The sequence below is a fragment of the Pseudomonas sp. UFMG81 genome (assembly GCF_015354575.1).
In the GTDB taxonomy this organism is placed as follows: domain Bacteria; phylum Pseudomonadota; class Gammaproteobacteria; order Pseudomonadales; family Pseudomonadaceae; genus Aquipseudomonas.
The window spans coordinates 95,351-109,006 of the sequence record NZ_JACAFQ010000001.1 but is presented as its reverse complement, the minus strand read 5'-3'; the positions used below and the strand labels follow the sequence as shown (position 1 = coordinate 109,006).

The 13,656-nt window shown below is 63.7% G+C and carries 12 protein-coding genes; 6 read left to right on the top strand and 6 right to left on the bottom strand.

The genetic code is table 11. The annotated features are described in order from the left end of the window. Positions 1-9 precede the first annotated feature (9 nt). Positions 10-1,197 carry a gephyrin-like molybdotransferase Glp gene (gene glp / locus IX761_RS00500; RefSeq protein ID WP_194787845.1) on the top strand — a complete coding sequence of 396 codons (1,188 nt, stop codon included), beginning with the start codon at positions 10-12 and terminating at the stop codon, positions 1,195-1,197. On the opposite strand, the gene IX761_RS00495 is transcribed toward glp, so the two are convergent. Next, positions 1,186-2,421 (bottom strand): glycosyltransferase family 4 protein, encoded by a 1,236-nt coding sequence (locus tag IX761_RS00495; protein ID WP_194787611.1) that lies wholly within the window; start codon positions 2,419-2,421, stop codon positions 1,186-1,188. The two genes, glp and IX761_RS00495, sit on opposite strands and share 12 nt — an antisense overlap. A gap of 307 nt (positions 2,422-2,728) precedes the next feature. Here IX761_RS00495 and yegS point away from each other — a divergent pair, with 307 nt between their 5' ends. Continuing rightward, positions 2,729-3,616 (top strand): lipid kinase YegS, encoded by an 888-nt coding sequence (gene yegS / locus IX761_RS00490; RefSeq protein WP_194787610.1) that lies wholly within the window; start codon positions 2,729-2,731, stop codon positions 3,614-3,616. Here yegS and IX761_RS00485 read toward each other — a convergent pair. The 3 genes from IX761_RS00485 to IX761_RS00475 form a co-directional block, all read right to left on the bottom strand. Beyond that, positions 3,600-4,259, bottom strand: coding sequence for a response regulator (locus IX761_RS00485; protein WP_194787609.1), 660 nt, complete (start codon positions 4,257-4,259; stop codon positions 3,600-3,602). The two genes, yegS and IX761_RS00485, sit on opposite strands and share 17 nt — an antisense overlap. Further along, positions 4,249-5,145, bottom strand: coding sequence for a sensor histidine kinase (locus IX761_RS00480; protein WP_228533154.1), 897 nt, complete (start codon positions 5,143-5,145; stop codon positions 4,249-4,251). The genes IX761_RS00485 and IX761_RS00480 overlap by 11 nt, the downstream gene beginning before the upstream one ends. 366 nt (positions 5,146-5,511) lie before the next feature. Continuing rightward, a complete protein-coding gene (locus IX761_RS00475; RefSeq protein ID WP_194787607.1) occupies positions 5,512-5,952 on the bottom strand; it encodes a histidine kinase in 441 nt (146 codons plus the stop codon). 346 nt (positions 5,953-6,298) lie between these two features. Between IX761_RS00475 and IX761_RS00470 the strand changes: the two genes are divergently transcribed. Then, on the top strand, positions 6,299-7,234 hold the full coding sequence (locus IX761_RS00470; protein ID WP_194787606.1) for a chemotaxis protein CheV: 936 nt from the start codon (positions 6,299-6,301) through the stop codon (positions 7,232-7,234). A gap of 55 nt (positions 7,235-7,289) precedes the next feature. Further along, positions 7,290-8,093: an MOSC domain-containing protein gene (locus tag IX761_RS00465; protein WP_194787605.1), complete on the top strand. Its 804-nt coding sequence runs from the start codon at positions 7,290-7,292 to the stop codon at positions 8,091-8,093. 76 nt (positions 8,094-8,169) lie between these two features. Here IX761_RS00465 and IX761_RS00460 read toward each other — a convergent pair whose 3' ends face one another. After that, complete coding sequence (locus IX761_RS00460; protein WP_194787604.1) at positions 8,170-10,098, bottom strand: transglycosylase SLT domain-containing protein; 1,929 nt, start codon at positions 10,096-10,098, stop codon at positions 8,170-8,172. 207 nt (positions 10,099-10,305) lie between these two features. Here IX761_RS00460 and IX761_RS00455 point away from each other — a divergent pair, with 207 nt between their 5' ends. Further along, positions 10,306-12,237, top strand: a complete 1,932-nt coding sequence (locus tag IX761_RS00455) for an ATP-binding cassette domain-containing protein (RefSeq protein ID WP_194787603.1) — start codon at positions 10,306-10,308, stop codon at positions 12,235-12,237. 66 nt (positions 12,238-12,303) lie between these two features. On the opposite strand, the gene IX761_RS00450 is transcribed toward IX761_RS00455, so the two are convergent. Then, positions 12,304-12,747 carry a universal stress protein gene (locus IX761_RS00450; protein ID WP_194787602.1) on the bottom strand — a complete coding sequence of 148 codons (444 nt, stop codon included), beginning with the start codon at positions 12,745-12,747 and terminating at the stop codon, positions 12,304-12,306. A 111-nt stretch (positions 12,748-12,858) separates the two neighbouring features. Between IX761_RS00450 and IX761_RS00445 the strand changes: the two genes are divergently transcribed. Beyond that, complete coding sequence (locus IX761_RS00445) at positions 12,859-13,296, top strand: hypothetical protein (protein WP_194787601.1); 438 nt, start codon at positions 12,859-12,861, stop codon at positions 13,294-13,296. The last annotated feature ends 360 nt before the right edge of the window (positions 13,297-13,656 follow it).

Genomic DNA, 13,656 nt, shown 5'->3' with positions numbered 1-13,656 from the left:
CGGCCGTTGATGCCGGTGGAAGAGGCGCTGGAGCGCTTGTTGGCACTTGCCGAAGCTGCGTCCATCAGTGAAACCGAAGAGGTGACGCTGGCCGATGCCGAGGGCCGTGTACTGGCCCGTGAGCTTGTCGCCGGGCTCGACCTGCCGCCCTGGCCCAACAGCGCGATGGATGGTTATGCCCTGCGCCTGGCCGACTGGCAGGGCGAGCCGCTTCCGGTCAGCCAACGCATTTTCGCCGGCCATGCGCCGCAGCCGCTGCAACCGGGTACCTGCGCGCGCATCTTCACCGGCGCGCCGCTGCCCGAGGGCGCTGATTGCGTCGAAATGCAGGAAAACGCCGAGGTGCTGGAGGACGGCCGGGTGCGTTTGCTCGAAACGCTGCGCATCAGCCAGAACGTACGGCCCAAAGGCCAGGAAACCCGTGCCGGCGAACAGGTGATGAGCGCTGGCACGCGCCTGGGGCCGATCCAGCTGGGCTTGGCCGCTACGCTTGGCTTCGACCGCCTGACAGTGGTGCGCAAACCGCGGGTGGCGGTGCTGTCGACTGGCGACGAGCTGGTCGAGCCTGGCCTGCCGTTGGGGCCGGGGCAGATCTACAACAGCAACCGCCGCCTGTTGGTCAGCTGGTTGCAGCGCCTGGGCTGCGATGTGGTGGATGCCGGCATTCTCCCCGACGACCTGGTGCGTACGCGCCAATGCCTGGGCGGCCTGGGCGATGTCGACCTGATCCTGTCCACCGGTGGGGTTTCGGTAGGTGAGGCCGACTATCTCGGCATGGCCTTGCGCGAGGCCGGTGAGCTGGCGCTGTGGAAGTTGGCGATCAAACCGGGCAAGCCACTGACCTTCGGCCACTATCAAGGCGTGCCGGTGATCGGTCTGCCGGGCAACCCGGCATCGACCCTGGTGACCTTCGGCCTGCTGGCCCGCCCTTATCTGTTGCGGCGCCAGGGTGTGGCGCATGTCACGCCGTTGCAGTTCAGTGTACCGGCGGGGTTCGACTGGCCAGCGCCTGGCACCCGGCGAGAGTACTTGCGGGCGCGGATCGAGGACGGCCGAGTACGCATCTACAAGAACCAGAGCTCAGGTGTACTGCGCAGCGCGGCTTGGGCCGAGGGGCTGGCGGAAGTACGCGAAGGCAGCACGCCACGCCAGGGCGACCTGGTGTCATTCATTCCCTTCAGCGAGTTACTTGGCTAGCGCGCCAGTTATCGCAGGCGTGGCCGCTGGCGCCAGTTGCGTCAGGCGCATGTGCACGCTTTCCAGTTGCTGCGCGGCAACGCTCCAGTCGTGGCGCTGGCGGGCGTATTGCCGACCCGCCTCGCCCAGCTGGTTCATGCGCCAGGGTTGATTCAGCAACTGGGTGATCAGCAAGGCCAACTGGCCGCTGTCGTCACTGCCCAGATAGTGCTCGCCGTTGTTGGCGGCAAGGCCGGAGGCGCCCTTGCTGGTGGTGATCACCGGCAGGCCTGCCGCCATGGCCTCGAGGATCTTCACCTTGGAGCCGCCGGCATAACGCAGCGGTGCGAAGAACAACGCCGAGCGGCGTTGCAGTTCGCGCAGGTCGGGGCGGTAACCTATCCACTCGATGCGCGGGTCATTCCAGTGCAGCTTCCAGCTGGCCGGCAGTGCATGCCCGGCGATGGCCAGGCGCACTGCCGGGTTGCTCATCCACACTTGCGGCAGGATTTCCTCCAGTGCCCACTCGATGGCCTCCAGGTTCGCCCCGTACTCGAAATTGCCGACGAACAGCAGGCGCTGGCTGTGCGGGGCGGGGCGTACGTCTTCGAAGTAATCACAATCGACACCATTGACCACCACATTGACCGGGCGCCCGCTGATCTGCCCGATCAGTTCGGCATCGTGGCCGCTGAGCGCCACCACCTCGCTGGGTTGGCGCAGCACCCGCTGCTCCCAGCGCCGGTAGCGCCAACGGTCGAAGGCGTTGAACGGGCGCAGCCACAGCGGCAGGCGATCGTGGCAGGCGGCGCCCATCACCGATTCGAGGGTGTGTTCACTGAGCATGTAGGGCAGGCCGCGGGCCTGCAGGGCCTTCTCGAAGGGTTGGAAGCTGTAGCTGTGCTCGATCTGGATGACGTCCCAGGGTTCGTCCAGCAAGCGCTCGAAACGGTGCCGCAGGCAGGGCGCCAGGCCGTTGATGATGGCGCGCATGGGGTAGTCGATGATCGGTGAGGCCAGCAGGTTCAGAGGGCTGTGCAGGGGGCGCCTGGGCAGCACCTCCAGGCGTTCGACCAGCGGCTCGAGGGCCTGGCGCGCGGCCTCGCCAAGCGGGACTTTCGATTGCACCAGCAAAGTAATTCGGTGGCCACGTCGCGCCAGTTCGCGCAGCAGGTGGTATTGCCGGCACTTGCTGCCACTGGTGGTGGGCCAGGGCAGGTAGGGCAGGGTCCAGAGTATGCGCATGAGCCCGAATCCTCGTTGCTTGGCCGGGTGCCGGCCCTCGAAGGTGATACACGCCTGGCGTCCTTGCGCGTCATCAACATCAGTAAAGCCTAGGTCGTCGGCCTCGCCCAATAGACAATTCGAGAGAGGTTAGCCAATAAAATGACGATTGCCCTTGATTGTGTTGAGTGTGGACAATTTTTTGTCAGATGATGCGCCGCTACTGCCCGGCATTCAATGCCGTCGCGTTGAATCGTTGTGTAGCGGGAGCATTCTTGATGTCGCCGTGGTCGAGATTGCGGTAGGCGTCTGAATGGAGAGTATGACGATGCAAGAGCGCAAGGCGATGCTGATCCTGCATGGCAAGCAGGCGACCAACGATGAAGTGCGTGAGGCAGTGGGCCTGCTGCGTGAGCGCGGCTGGCGGCTGGATGTACGTCTGACCTGGGAAGCCGGCGACGCCCGGCGCCTGGTCGAGGAGGCATTGGCCGCCGGATACCCGCAGGTAGTGGCCGGTGGCGGTGACGGTACCCTGCGCGATGTCGCCGAGGCCATGGGGCTTGCGACCACCCAGGCGAGCCTGGCCTTGTTGCCGCTGGGCACGGCCAATGACTTTGCCAAGGCCGCGGGGGTGCCACTGGAGCCGGCGGCGGCCTTGGCCCTGCTGGAGCTTCCGGCGCGGGCTATCGACTTGGGCAGGGTGGGCGACCAGCTGTTCCTGAACATGGCAACCGGCGGCTTTGGCAGCCAGGTCACCGCCAACACCTCCGAGGACTTGAAGAAAGTGCTGGGGGCGGCGGCCTACCTGTTCACCGGGCTGTCGCGCTTCAGCGAGCTGCAGGCGGCCTCGGTGGCGTTGCAGGGGCCGGGTTTCGAGTGGCAGGGCGAACTGTTGGCGCTGGGGATCGGTAACGGTCGCCAGGCGGGTGGCGGCCATGTGCTGTGCCCTGAGGCCAGGGTCGATGATGGCCTGCTGGATGTCGCTATCCTGCCGGCACCGCAGGAAATGGTCGGCGCGTTGCGCGGCTTGCTGGCAGGCGAAGAACTGTTCGTGCGGGCCCGGCTGCCCTGGGTGCAGATCAAGAGCACGCAAGGGTTGGACATCAACCTCGACGGCGAGCCGCTGCAGGCCGAGAGCCTGCGTTTCGAGGCTGTGCCCGGCGCATTGCGGCTGCACTTGCCGGTGGATTCGCCGTTGCTCAGTCGTCCAGGCTGATGATCCTTTCGCGCACGGCGAACAGCACCAGGCCCGCCACATCGTAGATCTGCAGGCGCTTCATGATCTGCGAACGGTGGGTTTCCACGGTTTTGATCGACAGGCCAAGGCCATTGGCGATCTCGCGCGTCGATTTGCCACGCACGATCAAACGCAGGATTTCGAGCTGGCGAGACGTCAGGTTGTGACGTTCTTCACCGGGCTGCTTGCCGTTCTGCGCGCGCAACAGGGCCTGGTTGATCACAGTGTGGGCAATGGCGGGGCTTAGGTAGCGCTCCTCGTTGCGCAGGGCGGCGAGGGCCTGTTCCAGCTCGGTGGCGGTGGTGTCCTTGAGCAGGTAGCCGTGGGCTCCGCTTTCCAGGGCGCGCATGATCAGGTCGGGGTCGGTGTGCATGGACAGCATCAGTACTTTGCACAGGCAACCGTTTGCGCGCAGTTGCGCGAGTGCATCCAGGCCGCTGGTCGAGCGCATGGAGATATCCAGCAGGATGATGTCCGGGGTCAGTTGCCGGACTTGCTCGAGCAACTGGTCACCGTCCTCGACTTCGCCCACCACGACGTAGTCGGGCAGGTCCGATACCAGGGCGCGTACGCCGGCGCGAATCAGCGAGTGGTCGTCCACCAGCAGCAGTTTACAAGTCATTGGCGGAGGGGGTCCTGGCGCGTTCCTGGTTGCGCGGTGGCCATGGGAACAGGGCTTCGATCTGGGTGCCCTGGCCGGGCTCGCTGGTGATGGTCAGGTTACCCAGCAGTGCAGTCGCGCGCTCCTGCATGCCGGCCATGCCACGTTGGCCGGCCTCGGCGGGGTCGTGAGCGGGGGTGAAGCCATGGCCGTCGTCATGGATCGACAGGGCCAGCCCTGGCGGGGTGCGCTGCAGACGGATCACCAGGTTATGGGCGTGGGCATGGCGCAACACGTTGGTGACCGCTTCCTGGGTGATGCGAAACGCCGCCATCGAAACTTCTTCGCTGATGCCGCCCAGGCGCTGGTGGCACTCCAGGCTCCAGTGCAGGTCGCTGTTCTCGAGGGTGCGCAGCAAGTGCGCGCGCAAGCTGGCTTCCAGGCCCAGGCTGGCCAACTGGCGGGGGTTGAGGATGGCGGAGACGTCGCGAACGTTGCCCAGGGTCTGGTCCAGCGTGCTGCGCAGCGTCGTGCAGTGCGCCTGCAACTCAGCGGGGACGCGCCGTTGCAGCCATTCGACCTGCAGCTTGGCGGCGGTCAGCAACTGGCCGATGTCGTCATGCAATTCGCGGCTCAGGCGTTGGCGTTCGCTTTCCTGCACCTTGAGCATGCGGGTGGCCAGCTCCGCCGGACGCAGGCTGATGGAGCGTGCCCAGTGGCGCAGATGCCAACCCACGGCGAGGATGGCCAGCAACTGCAGGAGCAGGACGCTGGCTGACAAGGGTTGTGCGCGCCAGTAGAACATCAGGTTCAGGGCCAGCGAGGCCACGCACAGTACTGCGGTCACCCAACGCAAGAGGGCGGTGCTGCAACGCCAGTGCTGGAAAAACTTCAAGCCTGAGAGCATAGAGAAGGAAGCCACTGAATTATTGCTGTTGGAGGCGTTGCACATATCTAGCCAGAGGTTTGGCGGCCCGTCTTCAATCAAGCTCCGGGCACGCAGCCAGTTGCCATAAATCGGCGGTGCGCATATTCGAATGTGCGCATGTTAACACTTTGGATTGAATTGGTCGCGGGGGTGCAACTGCTTGAAACCTCAGGTTTTCCGGGGTGGTGCGGCAGTCGCGGGCAAGTGCCTGGCCAGCACGTGGCCATTATTGATGCGTGCCTGCCAGTGGCCAAGTGCAACTAAGGGACACCTTGACTGAAGAGGTATGTGCAACTTTCAAGTTGAGCCTGGGTCGGGCTTAGTTGCGACGCTAGAGCAGCGTGCTTAATGGCCGTAGGCCGAGGTGGCGGCACAGGGGGCGCAAGGCTGCCCCAGGCTGTGGGCCAGCTCATCCAGCAGCGAGCGCTGCTCTTCGGTATCCAGGTTCAGGCGGCCGGTCAGTGGGTCCAGCAACTCCAGTTGCCAGGCAAGCAGCGTCAGGCAGGCAGTCAGGATCGCCAGCGTCTCGCCGTGCAGGTGTTGTTGCCGGCAGGCTGGCGCCAGCAATTGCTGAAGGGTGCGGGTGTAATGGCTGACTTCGCGCAGCTCGAGGGTGTCGGCCCTGCGTGCCAGGGCGTCGAGGGAGTCGTTCAGGCAATGGCAGGCATCGGGGTCGTTGTCGATCAGTTCCAGATGCTGCAGGCATTCCTGGGACTTGACCAGCAGGACCTGGGCATCCAGCAGGAACTCCTGCAGGGCACTGTTGGGCAGCGTCGTGCTATCCATCATGACACTCCAGCGCGCAAGGCTGGAGCAGGGGTGGGCGACACCTGGACGATCGCAAACAAAAGCCTGACTCCGTTCATGCATTGAGAATGGCGTCACATTAATGGCTAAAGGATATTGCGAACATCAGGTTGCACCCGATTGCCACTAGGGGTTTCCCTGATGGTGATTTGGGCGGCTCGTTCGTTGCGGGGTAGCCGAGGGGGCTGTGGTCGCAGTAAAGCATGATGGTAAAGTGATATCAATCGCCGTTCGCAGCTTTTTCCAACCAGGGTCAAGCTGCGCGAGTATCCGCCGATACAGGGCGGATGCAATCACTTTTCCCGACTCAAGCCAGGGGGTCCATATGGCCGGCATTCTCGACACGGTAGACCAACGCACGCAACTGGTAGGTGAGAACCGCCTGGAAATCCTCATGTTCCGCCTGGCTGGCCGGCAGCTGTTCGCCATCAACGTGTTCAAGGTCCAGGAAGTGCTGCAGTTGCCCAAGCTGACGCTGATGCCGCAACGCCACTCCTTCGTCTGCGGGGTGGTCAACCTGCGCGGCCAGACCCTGCCGGTGATCGACCTGTCCCAGGCGATCGGCATGCGGCCGCTGCAGCCGGGCCCGGACAGCACGATCATCGTCACTGAATACAACCGTTCGGTGCAGGCCTTCCTGGTGGGCGGCGTCGACCGTATCGTCAACATGAACTGGGAAGCCATCATGCCGCCGCCGGCCAGCGCCGGTCGCCAGCACTACCTGACCGCGATCACCAAGGTCGACGAGAAGCTGGTGGAAATCATTGATGTGGAGAAGGTGCTGGCGGAGATCGTGCCCTATAGCGCCAAGGTGTCTCGGGACAAGCTCGAAGACCCGATCCTGGGCCGTGCCCGTGGCCGCGAAGTGCTTTTGGTGGACGATTCCAGCGTAGCGCTCGCGCAGTTGCGCGATACCCTGTCGCAGCTGGGGGTGAAGCTGCATGTGGCCAGCGATGGCCTCAAAGCCCTGCGCCTGCTCAAAGGGTGGGCTGACGCCGGCGAGAATGTCTGCGAGAAACTGCTGATGATCTTCACCGATGCGGAAATGCCTGAAATGGATGGCTACCGGCTGACTACCGAAATTCGCAATGATCCGCGCCTTCGTGGTCTGTATGTGGTGCTGCACACCTCGCTGTCGGGCAGTTTCAACGAGTCGATGGTGAAGAAGGTCGGTTGCGACAACTTCCTCTCCAAGTTCCAGCCCGACCGCTTGGTCGATGTGGTGCGCCAGCGCCTGAGCCTGGACCACGCCACAGTGTGAGCGTTGCCCTGTCCGGTATAGACTTGGCCTTTCGACAGGCGCAAGGCGGACGGGGATGATTCTGAGTGCGTTGTATCGTTATCCGGTGAAATCGGCGCAGGCCCAGAGCCTGCAAGGTTCACCGGTTGGCAGCCTGGGGCTGGAGGGTGATCGGCGCTGGCTGGTGGTGGAGGCCGAGAACGGTCGCTTCCTCACGCAGCGCGCTTGGCCGCGGCTCGGGCGAATCAATGCCAGCTATAGTGCCAATGGCCAATTGCTGCTGTCCGCTCCAGGCTTGGCAGCGTTGGAGGTGCCCGTGCCACCTGCCGATGACGGCCTGCGCGGTGTCACCATCTGGCGCGATACCTTGCAGGTACCGGATGCCGGTGATGCGGCGGCCGCCTGGCTTAGCGAGCTGCTGGGCAAGACGGTACGGCTGGTGTATTGCCCAGAGCAGCGGGCCCGCTACCTGCCCAGCGGCTATGGCCTGAACAGCGACCGCGCGGCGTTCCCCGACGGGTTCCCCTTACTGCTGATCGGTCAGGCGTCACTGGATGAGCTGAGCCGCCGTGTTGGCCGGCCCATGGAAATGCTGCGTTTTCGCCCCAACCTGGTCATCGAGGGCGCCGAGGCATTCGCCGAGGACGGTTGGAAGCGCATCCGCATCGGCGACATGACCTTCCGTGTGCTCAAACCCAGCGTGCGCTGCATCCTCACCACCCTTGATCCGACCACCGGCGAACGCAGCCCGGACCGTGAGCCATTGACTACGCTCAAGACCTTTCGTGAGAAGGAAGGGGATGTGCTGTTCGGCCAGAACCTGGCCGTGGATGGCACAGGTGAGCTGAGCGTGGGAATGCGCGTTCAGGTCATCGAGTGATGATGAATCGTGGGGCAAGCCCGCTGCCACGATAGCCATATCAAGGCATCGTGGGACCGGGCTTGCCCCGCGATCTTTACATGTCGTCGAAGTAGCGCTCGTGCCAATCCACCAGCGGTTGCGGCGAATTGAGTTTCTGCCCGTAGATCACCGAATACGACAGCACGTTCTGCACGTACTGGCGTGTCTCATCGAACGGGATCGACTCGACCCACACATCGAAGCTCAGGTGCTTGGCGCCCTTGAGCCACTGGCGCACGCGGCCGGGGCCGGCGTTGTAGGCAGCCGAGGCGAGTACGCGGTTGCCGTTGAACTGGCTGTGTACCTGGCTGAGGTAGGCGGCGCCGAGCTGGATGTTCTTGTCCGGGTTGAACACCTGTGCGGGCGAGGCCAGCGGGATGCTGAACTTGCGCGCGGTCTCCTTGGCGGTTGCCGGCATCAACTGCATCAGGCCGCTGGCGCCCACGCTGGAGCGGGCGTCTTCCATGAAGGCGCTTTCCTGGCGGGTGATGGCGAACACCCAGCTCGAATGCAGGCCGCGGACCTTGGCCTCGCGCACCAGCGTGTCGCGGTGGGCCATGGGGAAGCGGATGTCCAGGTCGTCCCAGTATTGGGCCTGGCTGATGGTGCGGATGGCCGGGAAGTACCAGCGCATGTCGTAGGCCAGGCGTGCCTGGGCGACCATTTCGTCACGGTTGAAGTGGCGGCTGACGTGGTACCACTCGCGGCGGCCCTCGACGATCTGGCCGCGGGCATGGAACTCCAGCGCACGGCGCACGCCGGGGGTGTTGCGCACCTTGTTGATTACCGCCTGGCTGAGCACCAGCGGCTTGTTGTTCAACTGGTAGGGGGTCTGTGCCCGGTCGGCGGCGAGGAAGCCGTAGAAGTCGCGCTCGCGGGCCACGGTCTTGTAAAGCAGCGGAATTTGCGGGTTGTTGGGTTGCGCCAGTTCGAGGCTGCGCGCCTGCCAGTATTTCCAGCGGTTGCTGCTGGCCAGGTCCTGGGGCAGGCGCTTGGTCAGCTCGTAGGCGTCTTCCCAGCGGCCCAGGCGCAGCAGCAGGCGCATGCGCCATTCGCTGACGGTGTTGTCGCGCAGCTCAGGGTCGTAGCGGGTCATGAGGTCGAGCGCCCGTGGGTCATAGCGGCGGGCTAGCGTCAGGCCGATTTCGCGGGCGATGGCGACCTTCTCGTCGCGGGAAAAATGCATGCGCTGGGCGTAGTCGTCGAGCAACGCCATGGCTTGGTCGGGGTTTTGGCGTGCCAGGCGACGCAGGCCGAGGCTGACGACGTCGGACATGGCCTCGTTGACTGGCGTGAAGCGCGACGGCTGGTTCAGCAGTTCAGGTTTTTGCGCCACGTCGATCAACAGCTTGCCTTGGGGGGCGAGGGTGGTGAGGGTTTTCACCAGTTGATTGGCCAGCCCATAGTTGCGCGCCTGCGCCGCCAGCTTGGCGCGCTGCCAGCGTTTGGCCTCGGTCAGTTGGCCTTCGGCGGCCCACATGGCGAACAGCGTATCGCAAGCTGCTGGTTGCGACTTGCCAACGTTCCACAGTTTTTCCGCGCTGGCGAAACCTTCGGCGCGCTTGCCGTGGCTCAGCTGGTACTGACCATTGAGGCAGTCAAGCTCGGTGAAGTTGAGCTTGGGGTCGTAGTACTTGACGAACGTGTTCCATTCGCCGCGTTCGGCCAGCCAGCGCAACCAGCGCAGCTTCATCCAGTTGGCCTGTGGCAGGTCGCCGTGGGCGGCGAGGAAACCTTCGATTTCTTCGTTGCTGGCGCTCTTGAGGCGGGCGGTCAACTCGTCGTATGTCAGGTAGGGCGTGAGCGGGTAGTCGCGCAATGCCTGTGCGTAGCGCAGGTACGGCCCCTTGTCGCCTTTTGCCAGGGCGCGCTTGGCTTCGTCGTAATACTGGCGTTGCTGGGTGATGTCGGCGGCCTGTGCGGCACTCGCGACAGTGGCGGTGAGCAACAGGCAGGAAGCAATTTGTAACAGGCGGCTGCGCATGATACGTCCGGGCAGTTGAACCATTGAGAGTGACGGCGGAGCCAGCACTGTTGGGTATTACTGCCTAGCTTAGCCGTTTGCCGGGGGGCGGTGAAAGCACTGTGCTTGTATCGAGTTGTTATCCGACGCAGGGCTGCTGGCCATGCGCCCTTGATGCCGACCGGGGGCAAGTCGGGTAGAATGCGCGCCCGGTTTTTGGAGATGATCATGACCCTGCTCAAATTCAGCGATGTGTCCCTCGCGTTCGGCGCCATGCCGCTGCTGGACAAGGTTTCCTGGCAAATCGCCCGTGGTGAGCGGGTGTGCATCATCGGCCGCAACGGTACGGGCAAGTCGAGCATGCTGCGCCTGGTCAAGGGCGAGCAGAAGCCTGATGACGGCGACGTCTGGCGTGCGCCGGGCCTGAAGATTGGCGAGCTGCCGCAGGAGCTGCCGGTGGCCGACGAACGCAGCGTATTCGACGTGGTGGCCGCAGGCCTCGATGGTGTGGGTGAACTGCTGGCCGAGTATCACCACCTGAGCCAGAACATCCACACTGCCGAAGACCTGGACAAGCTGATGCATGTCCAGCACGAACTGGAGGCCCGCGATGGCTGGCGCCTGCAGCAGGTGGTCGAAAGTACCCTGAGCCGCCTGCAACTGCCGGCCGACAAGACCCTGGCCGAGCTGTCCGGCGGCTGGCGCCGCCGCGTCCTGCTGGCCCAGGCGTTGGTGTCCGAGCCGGACCTGCTGCTGCTCGACGAGCCGACCAACCATCTGGATATCGGTGCCATCGCCTGGTTGGAAGAAGCCCTGAGCAGCTTCAACGGGGCGGTGCTGTTCATCACCCACGACCGTTCGTTCCTGCAGAACCTGGCCACGCGCATTCTTGAACTGGACCGTGGTGGCCTGATCGACTGGAACGGTGACTATGCCAGCTTCCTGGTGCACAAGGAGGCCGCACTCGCCGCTGAAGAGACCGCCAACGCGCTGTTCGACAAGCGCCTGGCCCAGGAGGAAGTGTGGATCCGCCAGGGCATCAAGGCGCGCCGTACCCGCAACGAGGGCCGCGTGCGTGCGCTCAAGGCGCTGCGCGTGGAGCGCGGCGAGCGCCGCGAGCGCCAAGGCAAGGCCAATATCCAGATCGAAGTGGCGGACAAGTCCGGCAAGCAGGTGATGGTGCTGGAAGACGTCAGCTTCGCGCATCAGGGCGGGCCCAAGCTGGTCAAGGACTTTTCCATGGTGCTGCAGCGCCAGGACCGTATCGGTCTGCTGGGTGCCAACGGTACCGGCAAGACCACCTTGCTCAAGTTGATGCTGGGTGATCTGCAGCCGACCGCGGGCAAGGTCGAGGTGGGTACCAAGCTGGAAGTCGCCTATTTCGACCAGATGCGCCATCAGCTGGACCTGGAAAAGACGGTTATCGACAACCTCGCCGAAGGTCGCGATTTCATCGAGATCGACGGCCAGAACCGCCATGTGCTCAGCTACCTCGGCGACTTCCTGTTCAGCCCGCAGCGTGCGCGCACGCCGGTCAAGGCGCTGTCCGGTGGCGAGCGCGCGCGGCTGCTGCTGGCCAAGCTGTTCAGCAAGCCGGCCAACCTGCTGGTGCTGGACGAACCGACCAACGACCTGGACGTGGAGACCCTCGAGCTGCTCGAAGAGGTGTTGTCCAACTACAAGGGCACGGTGCTGATGGTCAGCCACGACCGGGCCTTCCTCGACAACGTGGTCACCAGCACCCTGGTGTTCGAGGGCGAGGGGCGCGTGCGCGAGTACGTCGGTGGCTACGAGGACTGGATTCGCCAGGGTGGCTCGCCGAAGTTGCTGGGCGTGACCGAGAGCAAGGGCGGCAAGTCCGAACTCAACAGCGCCGTGGTTGAAAAACCGGTGGAAGAGGTGGCGCCTGCCGCCGTTGCCGCTCCGGCCGCGGATGCCAGCAAGAAGAAGCTCAGCTACAAGCTGCAGCGCGAGCTCGAAGCGTTGCCTGGGCAGATCGATGTCATTGAACAGCAGATGGCCGGGTTGCAGGAAGAGGTCAGTGGTGCAAGCTTCTACCAGCGCCCAATCGGCGAAACATCCGCCGTGCTGGCCAAGCTGGAAAAGCTGCAGGGTGAGCTGGACGCGCTGGTGGAGCGCTGGGCCGAGCTGGAAGGCTGAGAAAGTCGCGGGGCAAGCCCGCTCCCATGCAGCTTGTGGGAGCGGGCTTGCCCCGCGATAACGGTATCACTCACTCTTTTTCTGCAAGCGCACCGCCAGCACGTCGCACGGCGCCCCGTGCAATACATCGTTGGCGGTGGAGCCCAGCAACAACGCCAAACCATGGCGGCCATGGCTGCCGACCACGATCAGGTCGCAGTTCTGATCCTTGGCCAACTGGTGGATTTCCTGGCGAGGCTGGCCGTAGGTCAGGTGCGAATCGCCGCGCTGGATGTCCGGATACTTGTTGAACAGACGATCCATGCGCTCCTTGGCCTGGTCGAACTGCTGCTGCTGCAGTTGCGAGAGGTCCATGGGCACGTCCCCGCCGAATGCCATGGCCATCGGTTCGACGATATGCACCAGGGAAACCTTCGCGCCCGTGGGCTCGGCGATCTTCATGGCGCGCTTGATCACCGGGTCGCATTCTTCGGTCAGGTCGACAGCGACCAGAAGATGTTCGTAGGACATGAGCAGTACTCCTGACATTCGCGATAAGTAGAAGTATGGTCGCTTTCGCGCGGGTCTTCCGTGAATCCTGAGTAACCCGCTCATTTGCAACGCTTTATAAGGTCTACAGATATGACGGTATGGCTGGTGGTGTCAATCCTTGCGGTGGTGCTGAGCCCGTTGGTCTGGCTGCGCCCCTCGCGCAAGCAGAGCCAGCAGATGAACCTGCGCCTGGAGGGGCGGCGCATGGGCTTGGCCATGCAGCTGACCCCCCAGCAGTGGCCGCACTGGCTGGAAAAGGAGCCGCCCAGCCCATGCCCGCAGTACCATCGGGCCCGACGCAAGGGCAGGGGGGACAGCTGGTGCTACTGGCAGGTTGCGCCGGGCGTCTGGTGGAACCAGTGGCGCGAACCCTGCGAGGATGCGCGCCTGGCTGAAGCCTTTGCTGGCTTGCCCGAGAGCGTCTACAAAGTCGAGGCCGACACCCGCATGATCGCCCTGTATTGGTCGGAGCGTGGCGAAAGCTCTGTTTTGCAGGATATTGCCAGGGTGCTCGAAACCCTCGCTTGACCTACCCCTCAACGACACAGCGGCGCGCAGGAGCTTGAAGGCTCCTGCGCGCCGCTGTGCGTTCTGCAGCGCAGAAAAAGGCCAGGCAGGCCGGAAACATTTTCAACAATTGCCAGTGTAGCCATTGTGGGGCGGCGCGTTTAAAAACAGTTGCCGTCAGGCCTTCTTTTGAGTCGATCGCTGACATGAATGGTCGGCGATCACTGTCATCATGTTTCGTACCCGGCGGATGCAAGATGACCGGAAAGTCGCGTTTCCAAGGTGCTTGAGAGCATTTGACAACGCCGTTCTTTTCGGAGAATGTGTGCACACCCGAATCAAACGGGCGTATGAATTGAGCGTTTGTATGTCAGACGGCTC